Raw genomic sequence first — 21,333 nt, forward strand, 5'->3', positions numbered from 1 at the left:
AAGATTATTGTATTAGTTATTGGGTGGCTCACTAGGAATACCCTACCTTTACTTAATCTTAAATCTAAAAATACGAGAGTAATGATGAAAAAAATGAATATGGTTGCTATCGCAGTGGCAACAACTTTATTTGCAGGAATGGCATCAGCGACAACACTTGATTACCGCTATGAGTATCGTGCAGCGACTGATTATACAAAAACCAACGGAGATGAAGCTCATGTTGATGCTCGCCACCAGCACCGTGTAAAACTAGGTCATAGCTTCAAACTGTCAGATAAGTGGAAACACTCAACGGGTCTTGAAGTTAAATTCCATACTGACGATTCTTACTACGACGCAGATTCTGGCGAAGTTAAATCAGCGAACAGTAGAAGCTTCTATGACGGCAATTGGTACATCTACGGCATGGAAGTCGAAAACACTGCAACTTATAAGGTCGATAACAACTGGTACCTACAGGTTGGTATGCCAATCGCTTGGGACTGGGATGAGCCGAACTACAACGGCGGCGACTGGAAAATGAAGAAGGTTACGTTCAAGCCTCAATTCCGTGTTGGCTACAAAGCAGACATGGGTTTAACAACTGCTATTCGTTACCGTCATGAATACGCTGATTTTCGCAACCATACGCAGTTTGGTGATAAAGATTCAGAAACTGGCGAACGTTTAGAATCAGCTCAAAAATCAAAAATTACGCTAACTGGTGCATATAAAATTAAGTCTCTACCGAAGCTTGGCCTTTCTTACGAAGCAAACTATGTGAAATCTTTGGATAACGTACTTCTTTACAATAGTGATGACTGGGAATGGGATGCTGGCTTAAAAGTAAACTACAAGTTCGGTTCTTGGAAACCTTTTGCTGAGATCTGGTCTTCTGATATCAGCTCATCCTCTAAAGATCGCGAAGCAAAATACCGTGTTGGTGTTGCTTACTCATTCTAATTAGAAATAGTCGATTTATAAAGTACCCCTCTCCTCTTGAAAATTTTGGGGCATATTTTAAGCACTTTATTTTAAATAATAGGATGTTCTAATTCGTATTAGCTTCATCCTAATAAATATTAACGACTATTCATTATCTATTTCTTATGTGATTTACATATGGATTTAATATCATAAAGAGAATATTTTATGCAGATTTCTAAAGTCGCTACAGCTGTCGCTCTTTCGACAGGTTTATTATTCGGTTGTAACAGTGATGGTTTACCTATTCCAACTGACGGTACTACCGATCCGGGCAACCAACCATCAACATTAACTTCAGGTTACTGGCAAATCAGTGATGGTAGCTCCGCTTCGATATCAGCGTCATCAAACGCAGATCTTCCAAATGTGTATGTTTTCCAAGAAGACGGTAATCATAAATACTATGACGACGATGACGACTTAGGTACATACACTATTAAAGACGCAAGTGCCTCTACAAACAATTATGATGAAGAAGCTGGCACTGTTTCTTTTACTTACTATGAAACTGGATCATCCACTCTTGAAATTCTAGATGGTGTCTTTTCGTTAGATGACGCAGGTGTGCTAAGCATTTCTGATGAATCTACTGGTATCAATTACTCAGGGTCAGATCAAGCCGATACGGACAGCGTACAAGACGCCATCAGTCAAGCCAATGAGGCGAGTGGTATCAACGGATATGTTCAAATTTTAGATACGAACAATGGCGGCGTAAAAAATGATGTTGGAGAGTTGCGTTTAAAACTGTCTGACAGCAGCACTGGTGCAACCGTAGACAGCATTGAATCAGGAAAAGTGACCGTTGATCTAATCTACCAAGTAGATGAAGATTCAGTGCAGCCAGAAAACGACTCAGGCAACAACGCTTATATTAGTCTCTACGCTTCTGGTACTTCTAACACTAATTTACACGGCGAAGTAATTTTTAACGCAGGAGAAATTTTCTACCGTTCTACAGTTACCGATAGTAGTGGTAAACCTCAAATTGCTGAGGAACCTGTAGGCACTTACACGTTAGGCGAGGATCTCGCGGTTGAAGTCAGTTGGGCCAGCGGCTACTACACATTCAAGGTCAATGACACCGTATACGACAATAGCGGTAACGGCTTTGAAGCTTTCGATAAAACTGCTGTGACTATCGTATCGTTAAAGCTTGGTGATACTTCCAACACAACACATTACGAATTGAACGCTGATAACTTTAAAGTGTATTCAAATGACACAACTACTGACGAGTTAGTATTTGAGGATAAGTTCAATAACTACCCGAATGGTCAACTTTTATCAGGCAATCCTTACAACAACAATACTGCGGAAGCAACTGTTATTGTTGATGGTGGAAGCACTGAGCCAGAACCAGATCCTACCGACAACCAAGTTGCGGCAATTACTGACCAAGATATAGGTGACACCGGAGAATTGCGTTACAAATTTGACTCAGGTATGACGACAGGTACGCATAAAGTTTCGATGTACTATGACGCTGCTGAAACTGAGTCTGCATATGTCTCTCTATTTGATTCAGCCAACTCAACAAAATCTTTGATTGGTGAATTCAAGATTGATGAAGGGAAAATCACACTTCGTGGTGAAGATACTCAAGTAACAACATTCACTCCAGGTACATGGATTGACCTTGAGATGTCTTGGGACACATCAAGCTCAGCTGTTGCTGGTACTTACACCGTTAAGGTCAATGGTACTGAGTACGGGCCTTATACGTCACAAAATACTACGCCAGGTGTGGAAGTAACTGCGACAGCCATTAAATTCTCTTCAAACAGTGGGACTGCAGATACAACTTTATATGTCGACGACTACAAAGTTTACTCCGATACAGCAGGCACAACTGAAATCTTCTCTGATGACTACGAGAACTACAGCATTGGTGCAAATTTGAGTGCTTCACCATACAACTCAAGTACATTCTCTGCGGTTGTTTCTGAAGATCCTCTGAACACTGATGAGTAGTAAGTTGACCTAAAACTCTGTCAAAAATGCCGTCCTAGTGACGGCATTTTTATTTCTATTCGACTTAACTAAATCGTTCATTTGAAAAAAGCTAACTCGTAAATAGCCCACTTACTCTCGCCATTAAGAGACTTGTCATTCAATGCCAAATTCAAACCTCGAAAGCTCACCAGTCCCTTTAAACTTCCACGCGTCATCGATTATTTAACTAATCGACATGTTTTTCTGCTGCGAATCACTATTAACTTAGGCTAGAAATGTCTCAACATAAATCATGTTGTAATTACAAACTCTTCCCTACCTAGATACCACTATAAATAACCTGTTTGCATAGAATTTAGGGTTTAGGGCTTAATCTCGATTTACAAACCAACCTTAAACACCGACCCATGAATGGTCGAGAATACTTAATATGTAAATACAAGCTTGTGCAAGCAACCTAAGCCTATCGTTCCAATCACAACATCTTAAACGACAGCTTACCAAGACTGGCACGTGAGGCAAATAGGAAGCTTTGTTGGATATTGAACAAGGGATTGAGAGACAAAATGTAGAACTGACAAACAAGGTCAACCACCAGCGATCTATCTAACCTATTGAACGGCCTGCTATTTACCTTACCCAAACAACAGGCACAAAAAAGCCTCCAAACTCTAGGAGTTGGAGGCGATTGTTTATTGAGTTAGATTACTTTTTGTATTGATCGTGCGATACGTCTAGCTGGTAGAAAGTCGCTTGTGAGTAATCATCTAGGTCGCCACTGATGTTTTGGTTGTAAACACCCGCTTTGAAGTACATGTACTTGCCGCCTACGTCGTAGCCGCTGTTGCTCATATCAACCACTTGTACCACGTCGTCTTTACCTTCACGCATCAAGCTAACAGTCATCGTGTTGCCTTTAACGTCAATACGGTAGCTGAACACTTCACCAAGTGCGATACCATCGTCACCTACTTCAGCCGTCATATCGCCCACTAGAGGGTAGAAATCCTCTTTTGTTGCGTCTTGGCTTTCATGTGCAAAGTAAACTGCGCCCGTTGCTTGGTTTGGAAGCTTACGGTAGTAAAGACGAATTGGTTCGTCGTTTTGATCGTGAATCTGGCCAATGATAAAGCGACCTACTTCGTTCGCATTACCTGTGGTTGTTGCGTGATCAATTTTCAACGTTGCTTCTAGAACGCCGTCAATACCAGCAGCCGCTTCTAGGTCAGATTCAGGCGCGCTTGAGAATACCCAGTTGTTCTTGTTAACACCTTTAGTGCTAATAGACTGATCACCACGACGCATCATCTCACGAAGCTCGGTACGTGCGTACTTGGTGTTTTTAGAGGTACGTACACCCTTCACGTAAGCCTTAAATACAAGGCCGCCGTCATCAGCTGTGTAGAAGATTTCAGGATGTTGGTAACCGTTTGCAAGGTTCCACTCTGACACATCGTCTGGCTTGCCGTTTTTGTCATGGTCGAATGGTTGAGATAGGTACCAGTGCGTCATGTCAAAGTTTTCGCTTGGCGCGTTACCTGCAACTGGTGTAGCAGGTAGGCCTGTTGGAACTGGCAGTGCACTGCGTGTGTCGCATTCAACGGTCGTCTCACAAGGGTAAACCGCTGCTACACCGAAGTTACCAGAGCGTAGATCTTTGCGCGCATCTTTACGTGCTTTTTCTGCCGCTTTCATTTCAGCAATAATCACGGCTTCTGCTGCTACCACGTCTGAAGTGATGATATGGCTAGCAGGACATGCGTTGATGCTACAGTTAACCGCCGCTAACCCCGTCACACTGTTCCAACCGTTTTTGGTGTTACCGTGACCAACGTATCTTACGTAGCGTGCTTGCACTGCTGGCTCGAATTGGAAACGCTCTAGGCCGATCGCTTTACCTGAGCTCAGTTGGTTTTCAAGTACGGTTGTCCAGCTTTCGCCATCGACACTCACTTGAATATCAAATTTAGATTGGCGCTCGTTACCTTTGCTGAAAGATGCTTGAACGGCATCAAATTCTTGCACTGAACCATAGTCTAGTGTCGCCCACTCGCCGTCACCCGCAGATGACCAACGTGTTGTAAGGTCTTGGTCAACGAGACGATCAGGGCCATTACCATCATGGCTACTAGCGGTAACCGCAACTGGCGTCAGAAGCGCTTCACCAGTTTCTTTGTTATTTGGAAAATCAGCAGTAGGCGTGCTCGTGCTCGCACAACCAACCGCAAGTAGAATAGAAGAAGCGAGTAAGGTTTTTAGAGTGATTTGTTTCATATTTAATCCATTATTATATTACAAAGGCAGCATTTGTAAGTGAAAACAAAATTGGCAAACACGAGCTATAAGGTAATCCCCCTCTCAGTATTTGCGACAACATAAAAATATTACGTAATCTTATAATACAAATAAAACACTTCGTTGAATAAATGAGACTGGGAACACTTTCCGCTTTTTCCATACTTTAACTGGATCACACTTCCTATTGATAAAAGACAATATATAAAAATTTAGAATGCTAAATGGGCTATCAAGGGCGAAAAAAACGAGCGGTAATGGTGAGAATTTGCATCACTCGAGCAGAGCATTTGTCGTTCAGAACACATCATTCAACAGTGTCGCAGCAGTTAAAAAAGACCACATTGTTGGGAATCAATATGGTCTTTAAGGCAGTCATTGTTGTTACTCAAACGTCAGCTAATTCAATAATGTTCTGCTCTAAGAGAACTAAAGCTCACATCAAACACCTCACCGATATAGTCGCTGTCCGGCTTAAACTGTGGATAGATGCCTGCTTTGAAATAGAAAGCGATGTCTGTCGATGTCCAATCTGATGTTAACGCAACCATGTCCCCATCTTTATCTGTGTAATCTTGTCCCCAAGGAATTAAATGAGAAACGGTGTTGGTTCCATCTAAATCATGAGTCGCCAAGTAGATACCATCTTGATTGGCACGAATCGTATATCGCCACTCTTCACTTGCCGAATAAGTCCCTAACTCGACACTGAACGGGTCACAATGATCACAGTCTTGGTTGTTACGCTCAAAATCAGAGTTCAGTATCACTCTTACTGGCTTACTCTCTCCTTCCCATAATAGTTTCACCAATGCTTGATTGATCTTCCAAACATGAATTTGTCCAAGTACCACTTTTGGATCTTGGTTGCTGATGTTCGGGTAATCTTCAACTCGCAAGGTGGCGGTGAGCTGATGGTTAGTTTTATTGGTTCGTGTGTCGTTCAAATACCAACTTGTTTCTTCATCGCCGGTGCTGCAGTCCGGTTGAGTACTACTTTGATACAACTCCCTTAACTCAGAACGAATATAGTTAGAGTTTTGTGTACTAGTGCCATAACCCATATCTGCTCTAAAGTGCATTCTCCCTTCATCGGTATTGAAATAAGAAAGACCAATATCGCTGTCGTAGACATCACTGTCGTTGGCGAGAAGGTCTTTGCTCGATTCACAGCGCTCAGGTTCTAGTTCAGCAGCACTGTCACCGCCACTTCCATACCAAGTGTCTTTGCTCGCAGGAATCGTCAACTTCCAATCGTTAATATCCCAATCGTTTGAGCCGTTGACCTGTGTGGTGGTGTATCGCAGTGCCTGAAAGTGAGCCGTGGCTTCACCATTTTCAAATTGATTATAGATACCCGCTTTAAAGTAACTCAGTAGGTGCTGCCAGTAGGTGATGTCTTCGTCGACTTTAACTTCATCGTTCACTTTGATCGAAAGGGTGTTTTCATAAACAGAAAGATCAAACTTGGTGAAGCTATCGAGATCCGCCTCTCCCAAATCATAACGATTATATGAAGTGGCGTAACAATCCGAAGAGTCAGCAGCGCTGCTACAATCAATGGCATTGTTTTTCATGACTGCCCAGTAGTGACCTGTGAGGCCATCTCGTTGTTGCTCCCAAACCACACGCAATAGCGGATGAGGGATATAACCCATACCACTCTCGTCTGTACCTTTATTGTGGATCTGCAGCACGGTCACTTCATCGTGATCAGCGGGAGAGCTCGCCATTGCATGCTCAATATCAGGCAAGCTTATTTCCGCATGTAGACTGCGTCTTACGCCTGCTTCGTTGATATCGAAGTTTTCTCCCTCACGAACTTCAGAGCGCATCTTGTAGTTCGCCATTTTGAAGATAAGATTCTCCGTCTCTTCGTCAGCATAAAAATAATCACTGACATAACCATCGAAGTTACCATCTTTGACTTCAGAGGTTTTATTGCCCTCCTCTCCATTAGGATCAGATACCTGAAGATCTGAGCTGGAAAGGATGTTTTGATACTTGGCAATATCATAGGGAGCAACAACACCATAAGACGTTCCTGGGTTATTGCTATCAGAAGGATCACTACTGTCACTTGAGTCACTGGAACTGCTTCCACCGCAGCCATACGTAAGCGAAGCGAGTACTACGATGAAGATTGGCTTATTCACATTTATCTCACTTATCCATAAGAGTAGAGTGATAATGTATATTTGTACTATTTTATGTCAATTGTCTATTTATCAGAATGTGAGGTGCGGCAAATGAAGTGAAATGAACGGATATTACGTAGAGTTAGACTCAAGAACAACGCAGAAAGGCCACTCTAAACTCGATAGTTATTGAGTGGCTCTCAGATCAACAACTAAACTAAGTGTGTTGATTTTTTATATAAATATTAGAAAACTCAAACCTTAAAGCTGCTCATCAACTCACTAACGCTACCGTTAAGTGTTTTGATTTCTGCTGATTCAGTCAACTGATCTTGGCTTAACTTATTAAGCTCCTCAACAAAGCTTTCAATCTTATGCATGTTCTTAGCGATGCTTTGAATTAAAGCGTTTTGCTCAACAGACGAACCCGAAATGTCATTGTTAAAACGACTCACCGTTTCCATCTGTTCCGTTAGCTTCGCCAACATATTTACCGCTTGAACCACTTGAGCACGCGTCATTTCACAGTTGCTTTTGGTCAACTCAATCGATTTAACCAAACCATATGATTTAGACTGCAAGCCAGACAGCGCTTCATCAATTTCAGAGGTACTGATTTGAGTTCGGTTGGCTAACGCACGGACTTCATCAGCAACTACCGCGAAACCTCGACCATGCTCACCCGCTCTCGCCGCTTCAATTGACGCATTCAATGCCAGCAAATTAGTTTGTTCAGCAATGCCGCCAATCACAGACACGATAGACTGGATGCTCTGCGTTTCATTGGCCATTGAACGAATGTCATCAGAAGTGGTGCAGACTTGCTTCTCAAGATCACTGATATAGGTTTCCGTCACGGTGTTAATCTGTTTCGTCTCATCACTGAACACGGCTGCCTCTCTTGCTGCTTCTGCCGCCGACTGAGAACTCTTCTCGACTTCGTTTGATGCTTCAGATAAGCCGTTAATTGCAGAGACCACTTGAACCGTTTCATCAGTGTGAACTTTCAGTACATCGCTGGTTTCTTTACAACCTTCACGAATACTCAGTACCTTAGTATCGAGATCCGAGTTCTTAAATTTGACGTCCTTAACCATCTCTTGCAGGCCAATGATGAACAAGTTGATGTCTTTGGCGATATGCCCTAAGTCATCATTCCCCTTCTCAGCAAGCCTTTGAGTGAGGTCTCCGTTACCTTGAGATAGATCGTGGACGATTTTGCGCAGTGACACGATTGGGCGGTAGAAGCGATTCAGAAGTAAAATCATCAATATCACCGAGCCAAGCACACAAGCCACGATAAGGATGCGCGCACTCGACATCACGCCATTCAACTGATTGAGCGCGAGTTCAGGGTCAATACTAGAGATCATGAACCACTCTTTCTGGCTGCCAATATCCACTTTCTTGGCCATCAAAATCCTCTGGTTGCCATCAATCACACCCTCAATGAATTGATCAGGCTGTTCAATAGCACTGTTGAGTTTCATTTGAGTATCTGCAGAAGATATATTGCTTTGCGGAAATACGTTTTCGATTGTGGATGCAACAACCATCCCTCTCTCATCCACGATGATACCTTTCGCTTCGTAGATGCTATCTAGCTGTTTGAGCTGAGTTTCCAAATCATCGAATCGAATGTCCGCCATGATCACGCGATCTTGGTATGAGTACGTCACACCAATCATAGGCACTTGAGTACTCTTAGTGAAAAACAGATCACTAAAAGATAAGCCTGATTTCAATTTCGCTTGTTGATACCAAGGGCGAGTCGTTGGGTTGTATTTTTCTTTGATTCCAACACCGTTAGGGAAAGACTCTGAAGGACGAGAAGTGTAAGAACGGCCGTCGTCAAAACCCACCACAATCTTGTCAATGCCACCGAGCTTTGCAGCATAATGCATCAGTGCTTCATTCGGCACTTGGTATGGGGATTTCATGAACTCTTGTGCAACAGAGTTAACGGTATCAATGGTGCGCTGAACGGTACTTTCTATTTGATTGATTTCTATCGTAAGCGAGTGATCAATCTCGTTATAAATCGTTTGGTTTACCTGTTCAGTGGCCAAGTTAAGCGTAAACCAGTTCGTAAATGCCAAAGCACTAGAACTGACGATCGCTACCATTAAAATCAATTTTCCTTTAAACCCTAGAGACAATTTTGAATTCATAAAACTCATCATCCATATCAACCTATGTCTATTATTTTCATCCGAATGAAATGGTCACTTTTTACATTTTCGAAGATACGGAAAGCGAAACTTGTTCATGCCGATCCATCGTCACAACCATCAATTTAATTAATATTGTATGTTTAATTAACCAGCCATTCTGTGAGCGACCTTGATATATTAAAACTGACTAAAATCGCCCTGTGACATAGGTATCATTTATGAATTTGGATTTTGTTCGAAGTTAAACATTGACGCATAACACATTAAAATAGATCGATTTTTGGATAATTAGCTCATCATTTCTCCGATAACACCCTTTCGGAAACTCTTGTTCTTCTCCTCACCCAGTAGAGTAAAAAATGAGTCTTAACTCACACTTCTACCAACTAACCATTCACTAAAGGCATTCAACCTTAAGATCTATTTGTAATACAATAAGCCTTAGGTTATGGTGTATTTGAATCATAACTTAAGTTCTTTCTGGATGCTTTTGTTCAGTTCAAAGTGATAATTGAAGCAGCCGCTTTAAGGTCATTGAACGCGTTTAACGTAGAAACTGTCGGGGGATCTCGTTATTCGTTTTTTCACTTGCTATTGATCATTTGTTTTTCCAGACGGCTCTTCCGAACATGCCCATACAGTCACCAGCTGTGTGGGCTTTTTTTTACTTTCTTCTCAGGCCCGATACACGAGCGGTGTTAAGTCATCACCAACAATCCTGTAAGTGCACTGGTTTTAAGTTTACGTAGAAAAGTAAGTGAACAAGTGGGTGCTAAAAGGCTTTGAATTTACGAATAGATATAGAAACAAAAATAGGAATTGAGGCAGTAACAGAGTTTTGACTAGATGTAGCTGAGGAAATTGAAGTAGAAGATTTTAACGAGAGAACAAAGGTTTGGGTATGGCAGATAAAAACGAACCTCGCTGAGGTATCGCTGCCTAAAAAGACAGGCAATACCCTAGCGAGGTCGCACGTCGATTACTTCTCTAGTTTAGCGAAGTAGTCGAAGATTACTGGTACGTCGTTGTTACCCATGCCAGCATCAACAGCAGCTTGTAGGCTTGTTGCAGTACCTTGAGCGATTAGAGACTCAGTACCTAACTCTTCACAAAGAGCAAGGAAGTAACCAAGGTCTTTGTTTGCGTTAGCAACAGAGAAACCTAGCTTCTCTTCGCCGTCTACCGCGTAGAACTTACAGAATTGCATGAACGGAGAGTTAGATGGACCTGCAGACATGATGTCAAACAGTTGTTGGCCATCAACACCAGCGCGTTGAGCAACAGCGAAAGCTTGAGACATAGTCGCAACAGTTGTCATACCCATGAAGTTGTTTACAAGCTTAGTCACGTGACCTGAACCTAGAGCGCCTAGGTGGAATACGTTTTCGCCTTGCTCTTCAAGAACAGGTTTAACTTTGTTGAAAGTTTCCATGTCGCCAGCAGCCATGATGTTCAGAAGACCATCTTTAGCGTGTGCAGGAGTACGACCTAGAGGTGCGTCGATCATGCCCGCGCCTTTTTCAGCAAGAGCTGCGCCGATTTTCTTAGTAGAAGCAGGGATAGAAGTACCGAAGTCTACTAGTACTGCGCCTTCTTTGATGCCCGCTAGAACGCCGTCTTCGCCGTAAACGATTTTTTCAACAACAGCTGAAGTTGTAAGACAAAACTGAACGATGTCACTTGCAGCAGCTAGTTCTTTAGCAGAAGTGAATGCAGTCGCATTGCCGCGATCTGTAACGCGAGCAACAGCTTCAGCGCTTAGATCCATTACGTTTACGTGGTAGCCGCGCTTTTGTAGGTTTTCAACCATGTTGCCGCCCATAAGACCTAGGCCAATGAAACCGATTACAGGTTTAGTCATGTTCAAACTCCAAATATAGTATTGTATGATTATATGGTCATTATAATAACGACGTCTTTTCCGTTACGCAATAGTTTTAGGGTAATCCTTCGATGCTTAGACGCAAGTTGTGACGGGGATTCACTTTACGAGAGAATATGGTCACGCTTTGTACTTTGAGGAACGATATCCCACTCAAAAATTCGTCTATTGATGAAATAACATACGTTAAATGTCATACGATTAGTAAGAACAAGCTACGCCATTACCTATGTATAGTTCACTACTCCCTTACTCAGCCAGTGATTAGACTGTTCACGCAGAAGTAAGTCATATCAGTATTTACGAAAAAGGGGTTGGCGCCCTATTCTTCTAACAAAGCGAGACATGCGGGTCTCGTATACGACTCCTGCACATTTCATTGAGCATAGTGGCTAAGTACATACCCAGTCTTTGTGTGTATCAGCTTCCAGGTTTAACCCTCGAGCGACTGACTTGGCATCGAGAAGCGATTGATCTCTTGGCCATTTAGTTTTCTTTCAACCTGATGGGGTTCCCGACGTTGCCAGCTAATACAACTTAACTGACTAGCCAAACAAAAAAACTCCGAGCTTTCACTCGGAGTTTTTAATATCTAGCTTCTGTTACTTCAGCGAATTACAGTTCGATTGAAACCGTTTCACCGTCAACATTTAGCAGTAGCGTGTTGCCTTCAAGCTTGTGAGACACTTCAACTTGCTCGCCTTCGTTCTTATTAGGAACAAGAAGCGTCAGGATGTTGTGCTCTTTCGATGGCTTGAATTCCACTTCAACATGACGGTGGATTTCAAGATCTTTGAACTCGTATGGGTCAACTTCGCCAAAACCTTCAACATTCTTAACTGAAGTGATGTTATCAGCAGACTCGTTGATGAAGTTTACGTCTAGGTGCGCAACTTCGCCACGGATAGTGAAAGACTTGTCTGCCACTTCGTTTGCGAAAGTTGTGTGCATTAGCCAAGTCATGTCTTTCTCTTCAGAAAGCGTTGCCTTGTCTTGCATTACGAATACTTTACCTTGAACAAACCAGACCTTACGCTTGTAAGATTCAATTTCAGGAACGAAGTACTTGTAAGACGCTGTTGCATCACCTTCGACCATCTTCACATCAGATTCAGTGTCGAATTCAGAGATGTTGCCGCCCGCTTCGATACAGAAGCGATCTTGGTGGTTTTCGTAGCCCGTGTTCTTGTTCTCGCCGTACTGACCTTTACCGCCAAATAGTGGAAGGTTCTTAGAGAACGTTTGGCGACGCCATTTAGTGTGCATATCAACACCGAAACCACCGTAGTAGCCAGTGATTGACGCTAGCGTTTCACCGAATGCATGCAAGGTGAATGCGTTTTGGTCACCGTGAGAGTGGCTGATTGAGCCAAACGGAGAACATTTGAATACCATGTGAATATGGTTATCACGCTCAGTCATCTTGTTGTGGAATGCAGCCCAACCCGTGATTGGGAATACTTTCAACAGTGGATCATTCGATGGTGCTTTCTCTTCAGGTGCATCCCAAAGGAAGTTAAAGCGAAGGTCGTCGTAGCCGAAGTCCCACCAACCGAAGTTGTAGAATTTTGTGTGCGCTTCAGTATCACGGCCTTTCAGTTGGTTGTAGTACCAAACGTACTCAGGCTTCTGGTTAACACCTGCGTAGTGCTTAATGTTGTAAGCCAGTTTTAGACCTGGGAAATCACCGATTGAAGACTGGTCACAGAAGCTCGCGCGCTTAGAGTGAACAGGCATGCAGTAAAGCGGGAAATCACCTGTGTTTTCGTAGAATGTTTTGTTAAACATGTCTACGCCACAGTATGCTTTCAATAGATCGAATGCTTCGCCTAGGAATGCAGTTTGTGTGTTCCAGTAGTCAGGACCTTCAGCCCAACCGCCGTCTACACCGCCCCATGGTGGGTAGTGTACTGCGTAGTATTCTAGAGCGTATGCAATGTACTCGCCTGCTTTCGGGTGATCGTGGTAAAGCGCGATACACGTTGGGATGATAGCAGAAGAGATAGAACGAACACCGTGGCTGTTTAGCGGGTTATTTAATAGATCAACCGTCACTTTCAGGTGGTGCATGATTTCGTCTAGACGCTCAATCAAAGCATCTTGAACTTGCTGACGTTCTTCATCTGTGAAGTAGCCGTGTAGCCAGTCGTAACCCCAAGCCATAGCAGCGATAACACGAAAAGCCGCTTCATCGTTATAGCCACGAGAAGTCACGCCTTCTGGATCGTACGTAGACAGTTTTAGAGTCCAAGCTTTTGCTTTCGCAATGAGCGCTTCATCTTCTTTCACAACACCAGCAATCGCTAGGTTACGTGTCGCGTTCAGTGCCATTTGGCAATCAACGTACATTTGACGCCAATAAGGACGCCATAGAGAAGCTTTACCTACCGTCTCAGCTGGGTACGCTTGAGGCTCTTCAAAAGGAGCAGTCTCAAGGAACTTAACTGTCGAGTTGTTGTAGAAGTCATCAAACATGCAGTGAGCTTCATCAGCTTTCACTTTCGCTTTGAATTCTTCTAACTGATCAGCTTGAACAAGAAGACGCGGACGTGCTTCGCTCAAGGTGTCTAGGAATGATAGGTCAAAGTCACGTGTTTGAACTTCGATAGGGAGTAGGTCTACAAGATTACCTGCTGAAGTATCGTTTTCCAGCTTCATCTTCCTGATTGCATCAAGAGATTTTTGGTCGCTCATTCTAACTCACTTATTTTTCAAGTTGATTGAAAGGAATTAGCAACAATATACGTCTTATTGTAGGACAATTGAATGTATTTCGATTCGATCGTACAATTTTTTACAGTTTTCGTGATTTAGGTCTGATGTTGTAAGCTAGGCGCGTTTACTCACTTCGCAAAACAAAAAATGCGACGCTCTTTCGAGTCGTCGCATTTTGTCTAAACGTTCGCTAGCTATTAGCTTTCAGTTACCGCTTTAGCTTGCTTGCCGCCGTCATCGACCGCTTTCACAAGTAGAACACCGACACCACCAACTATCACACCACATAAGATGAAGACTAGGCGTCCCCACATTGGGTTAGTCAGAAGAGCCATCAACATGATACCAACACCCGCTACCGCAATCAGTTTACCAAGCATTTGACGTTGTTTGTTATCCAACACTTTTTGCTCTGCCGATTCAGCTACTAATGGCGTATCTAAGTTGCCAAAGAACTTATCAACATCCGCTTGACGTTCTTTTGATAAAGGCTTGTAGAACATCGTAGATAGTACGAAGAAGCCACCAGTTAGCGTGATGTGAGCAATCAGACCAATCGCAACTTTAACATCAGACCATTCACGTCCTGTTAGAGTATCAAGACCAAACGCCGCTGCTACCATCTCTGCGTCGATAACAAAACCAACCACATAAGATACGATACCACCAACAACTAGCGTGCCCCAACCAGCCCAGTCCGGAGTCTTCTTGATGAAGAAACCAAGGAATGCAGGAATCGTCATAGGGAAGCCGATTAACGCACCTACGTACATCATCGTATCAAACAGGCTCAAACCTTTTAATGAGTTGATGAACTGTGCGATTAGGATAATAGCGAAACCAAATACCGCTGAAGTAATTTTAGATACGGTTACTAACTCTTTCTCTGATGCTTGACCTTTACGAACGATTGTTTCGTAGAAGTTCTTAACAAAGATACCTGAGTTACGGTTTAGACCTGAGTCCATTGAAGACATTGTCGCTGCAAACATCGCGGCAACTAATAGACCAACCATACCTGCTGGCATGTACTCTTGTACAAAGTATAGGTAAGCAAAATCACCCGCTTTTTTACCTGCATTCGGGTAAGCCGCTGATAAATCGACACCTTGACCTGCAATGAACCAAGAAGGCATGAACCAAATAAACACACCACACAACATCAACACACAAGCAAGCAGTGCGGCTTTCTTTGCATTCTTTGAATCTTTAGCCGCTAGGTAACGGTAAGAGTTAAGCATGTTGTTAGTAATAGAGAACTGCTTAACGAAGATGAAGAATGCCCAAATCGTAAAGATGCTTAGGTAGTTGATGTTGTTGCCCCAAAGGAACGAACCACCATCTTGTACTGGGAAGTTGTTAACAATCTCACCAACACCACCACCTTGAACAACCGCTACAACCGCGCAAGTTACCGTTACCGCCATGATGATAACCATCTGCATGAAGTCAGATGCGATTACCGCCCATGAACCACCTGTTACCGACATCGCCAAGACCACTAGGCCAGTCACCCAGATAGTCATGTTCATGTCGAAACCGAAGATACCCGAAGCGATGATTGCTAATGCGTTTAACCACACACCCGCAGATACCACTGAGTTCGGCATTGAAGACCAAGTGAATACTTGTTCGTTGGTCGCACCAAAACGCATACGAATCGCTTCAATTACCGTAACAACGCGAAGTTGACGGAATTTCGGCGCGAAGTACGCGTAGTTCATGAAGTAACCAAATGCGTTGGCTACGAAGATGACCGCTACAGCGAAACCATCGTTATACGCTTTACCTGCTGCACCGGTGAATGTCCATGCACTAAACTGGGTCATAAAGGCGGTTGCACCAACCATCCACCACAACATGTTACCGCCCCCGCGGAAGTAGTCACTAGTAGTGCTTGTAAATGTTCTAAACATCCAACCTATCGCAATCAAGAATAGGAAATAAATGCCGACAATAATCGTGTTGAGTTCCATCGTGTATCCTTTGTCCGTTATAATTTGTTACGAGGACTATAGGAAATTCGACTCTTTATTTGTAGTACAATAATCCAAATAAGTGATGGTGATCTTATTTTGATTGATTAAGTTAATTATATATATGACATAGGATGGAATATGACTAATCCATTAAGCAAATTGTTAGGGTTTTAGGTAAAAATCCAAAAGATCAAACACTTAAAATAAATTTCACCTTAAAAACAACAACTTAAAACAAAAGTGAGACTTTGCACACTTATTAACAAATACAACCGAACACATATAAACATAAAGACCTAAAAAATAATAAAAGAGAATTTGAGACCAATTTCACATCATTCATCACACAATAAACCAGTGTTTTTTATCAAAATCGAGCGGGTAATATCATTAGAATTCAATTTAAATATCTAAGTATTCTAAATCCACGAACCCTGTTTGTGTTATCGCAGATTTAGAATACTTAGAGGTAAAAAATCCCGACTGTCGCATAACTATTTGTCTGATACGGACAGTCTAAAAATGTGTTTAGAACGATGATTTGGGATTGTTACGTTGACGTTAAAAATAAGGCGGATTGTAACGTGGAAGAATAGCTTAAGAGACGTAGCGAAAAGGCTGCCCCAAAATAGTGCTACAGATGGTGCAACACGAGGCCTAAAAACCAAAAAGGCATGCGCTTGGCATACCTTTTTAAGTCGTTTATCTGAGCGTGTGGCTGTTCATCTCAATCTGAAATGGCTCAGACGTACTTTAAACCATTTCTATTACGCATCTACTACGCAGTTACCAAACGGTGGTTAGCATCTTGCAAGTGAACGGCAGAAGCAATTCTCGCCTTGTCACAATCACCGGCCATGATAGCTTCATAGATTCTACGGTGTTCATTGATGCATGTGCTTCCCTCTTCAGAAGAGTGCACAATGAAGTTAATGAACATGGTTGTCAGAATGTTGCCAAATGGCAAGTAGAAGTCGTTACCGGTCGCATTGAAGATCAAGCTATGGAAACGAGTATCAATGTCTGTCCAACGCTCTTGGTCAAACACTTCAGCTTCATCCACTTCGACCATCTTTTGGAAGATCTCTGAAAGCTCGATACGTTGCTCAGCGGTCGCAAATTTTGCCGCCAGCGCACACGCTTCAGGTTCAATCGCACGGCGAAGACCTAAGAACTGTGAACAGAATTGGTCTACGTCGGTTAGGCCGTCCATCCATTCAATCAGTTGAGGATCAAGGAAGTTCCAGTATGCGCGGTCGACTACGCGAGTACCAATTTTAGGGCGAGACTCTAACAGACCTTTAGAGGTCAGTAGTTTAACTGCTTCACGAAGTGCCGTTCGGCTGATACCAAACTGTTCACACAACGCCATTTCACCAGGAATAATAGAACCTTGCGGCAGATCACCAGACAAAATTCCACGAGCGATTTCGCGTGCTACTTGCACGTGCAGGCTACGCTTCGAGCCCGAAATTGAATTAAAAGTGCTAGCCATAAGTTCGCTTATTTATATGTTATGTTTATGTATTATTTAAGGAGTACTATAACAGTATTTCAACCTACATCCAATTGAGTAAAATCAACGCGGATAGTACCTGTTAATTTATTCAATTAATCAAACACTTAGAAAGCATCTAATTTCTCTTAGCTAGAAACACTGTGTTACACCACTAACAAAACCCTCGCCGAGCATGTAGGTTCGTCATTCTCGTTTTCTCTGCTCGCTTCCAAAAACATCACTCAATTGGGCTAAAATAATGGAACCGAAAAACTGTTAGTTTATTCACTACACAAGTTAACCTAGTTCAAATTAATAGGTTCAAGTCGTCTACGTACTGCAAATTCAGACATAAGCTCTGTAGCTCCCAACGCTAATTCAATTCCATCAGAACCGCACTTCGTTGACCACAGTCCCTATCCCTTCAATCGTGACACTCACTTGGTCCTTGTCGGACAAAGCATAGGTTCTTCCCGGCGTGCCCATGAAAACAAGATCGCCCGGTTTGAGGGTAAAATAGTGGCTCAAGTAGCTGATGACTTTTGTAGGTTTGTGAATCATAAACGATGTATTCTCTTGTTGAACAACCTTGCCATTTACACGCGTGGTTAATTGCACGTTGTTATAATCGATACCACGAACAATCGTATTACCAACGGGGCCAAAGCCATCTGAAGCTTTCGCTCGAAGCCATTGTAAGTCCGTGCCTTGCCAGCTTCTTTCTGTAATATCATTGCCCACCGTGACACCAAAGATCGCTTGTTCGGCTTCTTCTTCACTGGCTTGACTGAGTTCTTTCCCAATCACAACCACCAGCTCGCCTTCAAAGTGAACATTTCTTGCTTTTGGTGGCACTTGAATCACTTCGCCTGTGAGAATCAAAGAGGAAGGAAGTTTAAGAAACATCGGCGGTGGTGCATCGGCAGGTGAAGCTAAGTGGCTAGCGAAGTTCATCCCGACGGCGAATACCTTCTCTGGTTGTGTTGGCAGTAGCACTTCAACCGAATCCAGTGGAATCGAAGCCTTCGCGACTGAATATTCGCCAAAGATGTCGCCACTAATTGGCAGCACTGCGCCTTTATCTAACTTTCCATAACTGATCTTGTCTTGATATTGATAACGTACGAACTCCCCAGTTTCGACACTGCTATCAGACTCTTCATTTGCTAAAACAGCGTTAGCAAAAACAGAGGTAGAACAAGAGACCGCTAGTATTAATACCAACCCTTTCATTAACTTCATGATTCACTCCCTAACCGTTTATTCCTATCAGTTACTGTAGTCTAAACACAGGTGAGCATTAGCTATTTTCCTTCGCTGGGGTTAACTCTTTGTTCCTTATCCCTTCTAGTAAGCCGTTCAATTCTGTTTCCTACACGCATAAAAAAACCGAGCAACTCGCAGTGAGTTACTCGGTTTGACTTATTCCCGATGTATTCAGTCGTTGTTGGTATCAACGAATGATTTTGCAATCACGACTGAATTCAATGTGATGCTTCGTTCCCGCAAAGCACCACATCAATACATGCCATCGTTAAACAGCATGTATGTTAATCATTTACAGTTGAGCAAATGATCCTTCCCACGAGTATTTCTCACCCGCGAACTCAACAGTGTGAGTTGCTTGCTGCGTGTCTTCAGCTTGGTTTGAAATACCATAGTGGTAAGTGTTGCCAGAAGTAGTCTGAATGCGAACAACAGTCCCGACACTGTTATGGCCCACAACAGATACTGATTTAACTAGACCACGAGCGCCTACAGAGGCTTCGATAGACTCGTTAAAGTAACCATGCGTTTCTAGTACAGAAGCAAACACGTGGTTTTGACCAGACTGACGTAAGATGAACGCAGGCTCACTCTTAAGGTTGAAGTCTGGATCGTTAGCACCAGTGCGAGCAAAAATAACTTCGCTGCCCGCATTCGCGCTGGTTACTAGACTGTAGTAGCTGCTGTCATGTAGCCAGCTGACTAGAGAACCTTCTTCGTTCACTTTACCTGAAGCAACGTTCCATAGATGTTGGTAACCGTTATCTTCACCTAATGGCTTAAGCGTTTTTTCCATGTTGTAATCAAAGTCAGTACGGATGATCTGCCCAGAGTGGTGAACGGGTAGGTCGTATTGGTGCTCAGCGTCAGCTTCAATGCGGTATACATCGATAACTAGTGGCTTCTCGAACTCAGGAAGTTCAGCAAGAATCACGCTGCGTTGCATGTCTATGCCTGTGTAGTACTCAGAAATTGTGCCACTCATGCCTTGCAGAGACTGGTCGTCTGCTACGAAGAAGTGCTTCTGACCAAACTTAGACTCAGCCAATGCTGTGTTGAAGTTGTTCTGTGTTTTCTGATCAACCGTTACTGTGTTGTGAGCAACCGTCTGCTTACAGTAAGACTTGTTCTCAGGGATGTAACGACCGCCAAACTTAGGCTCAACGTTTACCCAGCGACCGAAGCCGTAATCGTGCAGTACTTCGTGGCCACGGTTGAATACGCTTAGGTGCAGTCCATCGTAGTGACCGTGGTCTAGAGCAGAGTGGTACTGGTGATCAGAACCGTGTTGACCAAACCAGATCAACGCCATTGTATCTGCGGTTTTAGGGTCGCCGTCTTTCTCGTCACGGTGACGAAGGATGCTTACGCCGCCTTTTTCGCCTTCAGGGCCATCGGTTACAAACAGGCTACCCCAGTTGAATGCTTTGATGTCGTCTGCTGAATCAACCGCGTCAGACAATGTTTTACCTGAAGCATGAACCCAAACGTTTTGTTGGTGGTTAGCCATACCAAGCAGAGTTTCAGTCTGCTCGTAACGGTGGTAACACACAGACGTTGCCATGATAACGCCTTCATCGTTGATAGAGATTGTCTTCGATGAATCGTTCAGAGCTGGCAATGTACCGTCTGGGAATGCGGTTTTGAATACAGAGTAAGACGTTGTCTTGATCACTGAATCGTTGAATTCATAGATACCAACTTCAGGCTGACGACGTTCAATCGCTTCTGCGAACAGGTAAATTGGACGTAGAGAGAAACGGTGGTAGTAAGGACCTTCCATGTAGTAGCCGTCAGGCGAGAACAGTTGGTCAAGTTGCGCTAAGAAACCGCCGCTTACTTTGTCTAGTTTCAGGCCATATAGTGCTTTGTCTACAGATTCTTGGTCGTTGATCGCGTAACCACAGATACCTACTGCTGCCACTGCCCATAAGCCGTGGTTGTGTACGATATCGAAGTCGTGTGCGTAAGTAACAACGAACATTTCGATCATTTGCTTAAGAAGATCGTCTTCGATCAGGCGCTTCTGCTCTTCAGAGATTGTGTGGTAAATACAGCTGTACGCACAAGAAGCGTAAAGCATCCACATGTTCTCGTTCAACGTTTGGTGGAACAGCTTACCCGGAGGGTTAGAGTCACGGCTTACGTTGCTTTCAAGTGTTGGGTACACCGTCGCGTACGCTGTTAGCATATCAACGATGTAATCACGGTACTTTGTTTCCTCAGTGATAAGGAACAAACGACCTGCTAGATCCATGTGGATGTAGTTTTGCTTGTGGCGGTTGTGTTCGTAACCGCCGCCTTCACCGTGACCTGGTACTTCAATGCCAACTTCAGCCATGTAAGCGTCAGTTTGTTTAATGTCGCGAGTCAGTGCGTTACCTAAAAGGCTATCCTTGCCAAGTTCTTTACGAAGCTCTGCTGCTTCATCAAAGTTAAGTAAAAGTGGTTGATAGCTCAT

At 43.3% G+C, this 21,333-nt stretch carries 11 protein-coding genes; 2 read left to right on the forward strand and 9 right to left on the reverse strand.

Features of this window, described 5'->3' with window-relative positions; genetic code table 11:
* Positions 1-84: 84 nt before the first annotated feature.
* Positions 85-945: an oligogalacturonate-specific porin KdgM family protein gene (locus AC3CH3_RS08845; RefSeq protein WP_488538170.1), complete on the forward strand. Its 861-nt coding sequence runs from the start codon at positions 85-87 to the stop codon at positions 943-945.
* Positions 946-1,134: 189 nt separating this feature from the next.
* Complete coding sequence (locus tag AC3CH3_RS08850) at positions 1,135-2,943, forward strand: hypothetical protein (protein WP_488536989.1); 1,809 nt, start codon at positions 1,135-1,137, stop codon at positions 2,941-2,943.
* Between the two features lie 687 nt (positions 2,944-3,630).
* On the opposite strand, the gene AC3CH3_RS08855 is transcribed toward AC3CH3_RS08850, so the two are convergent.
* The 9 genes from AC3CH3_RS08855 to AC3CH3_RS08895 all read right to left on the reverse strand — a co-directional run bounded on the left by AC3CH3_RS08855 (position 3,631) and on the right by AC3CH3_RS08895 (position 21,333).
* A complete protein-coding gene (locus AC3CH3_RS08855; protein ID WP_488536990.1) occupies positions 3,631-5,199 on the reverse strand; it encodes a polysaccharide lyase family 7 protein in 1,569 nt (522 codons plus the stop codon).
* Positions 5,200-5,624: 425 nt separating this feature from the next.
* A complete protein-coding gene (locus tag AC3CH3_RS08860) occupies positions 5,625-7,376 on the reverse strand; it encodes a polysaccharide lyase family 7 protein (RefSeq protein WP_488536991.1) in 1,752 nt (583 codons plus the stop codon).
* A gap of 236 nt (positions 7,377-7,612) precedes the next feature.
* On the reverse strand, positions 7,613-9,484 hold the full coding sequence (locus AC3CH3_RS08865) for a methyl-accepting chemotaxis protein (RefSeq protein WP_488538171.1): 1,872 nt from the start codon (positions 9,482-9,484) through the stop codon (positions 7,613-7,615).
* A 1,027-nt stretch (positions 9,485-10,511) separates the two neighbouring features.
* The gene (locus tag AC3CH3_RS08870) at positions 10,512-11,393 is read right to left on the reverse strand and encodes an NAD(P)-dependent oxidoreductase (RefSeq protein ID WP_004733521.1); all 882 of its coding nucleotides are present in this window, start codon (positions 11,391-11,393) and stop codon (positions 10,512-10,514) included.
* 636 nt (positions 11,394-12,029) lie between these two features.
* Positions 12,030-14,108 carry a DUF4962 domain-containing protein gene (locus AC3CH3_RS08875; RefSeq protein ID WP_488536992.1) on the reverse strand — a complete coding sequence of 693 codons (2,079 nt, stop codon included), beginning with the start codon at positions 14,106-14,108 and terminating at the stop codon, positions 12,030-12,032.
* Positions 14,109-14,326: 218 nt separating this feature from the next.
* On the reverse strand, positions 14,327-16,105 hold the full coding sequence (locus AC3CH3_RS08880) for a sodium:solute symporter family transporter (RefSeq protein WP_017076740.1): 1,779 nt from the start codon (positions 16,103-16,105) through the stop codon (positions 14,327-14,329).
* A gap of 781 nt (positions 16,106-16,886) precedes the next feature.
* Positions 16,887-17,603 (reverse strand): FadR/GntR family transcriptional regulator, encoded by a 717-nt coding sequence (locus tag AC3CH3_RS08885; protein ID WP_488536993.1) that lies wholly within the window; start codon positions 17,601-17,603, stop codon positions 16,887-16,889.
* 390 nt (positions 17,604-17,993) lie between these two features.
* On the reverse strand, positions 17,994-18,848 hold the full coding sequence (locus tag AC3CH3_RS08890; RefSeq protein ID WP_237300208.1) for a fumarylacetoacetate hydrolase family protein: 855 nt from the start codon (positions 18,846-18,848) through the stop codon (positions 17,994-17,996).
* Positions 18,849-19,164: 316 nt separating this feature from the next.
* Positions 19,165-21,333, reverse strand: a complete 2,169-nt coding sequence (locus AC3CH3_RS08895; RefSeq protein ID WP_488536994.1) for a heparinase II/III domain-containing protein — start codon at positions 21,331-21,333, stop codon at positions 19,165-19,167.

It is taken from the genome of Vibrio sp. QJM3NY_35 (assembly GCF_057785915.1).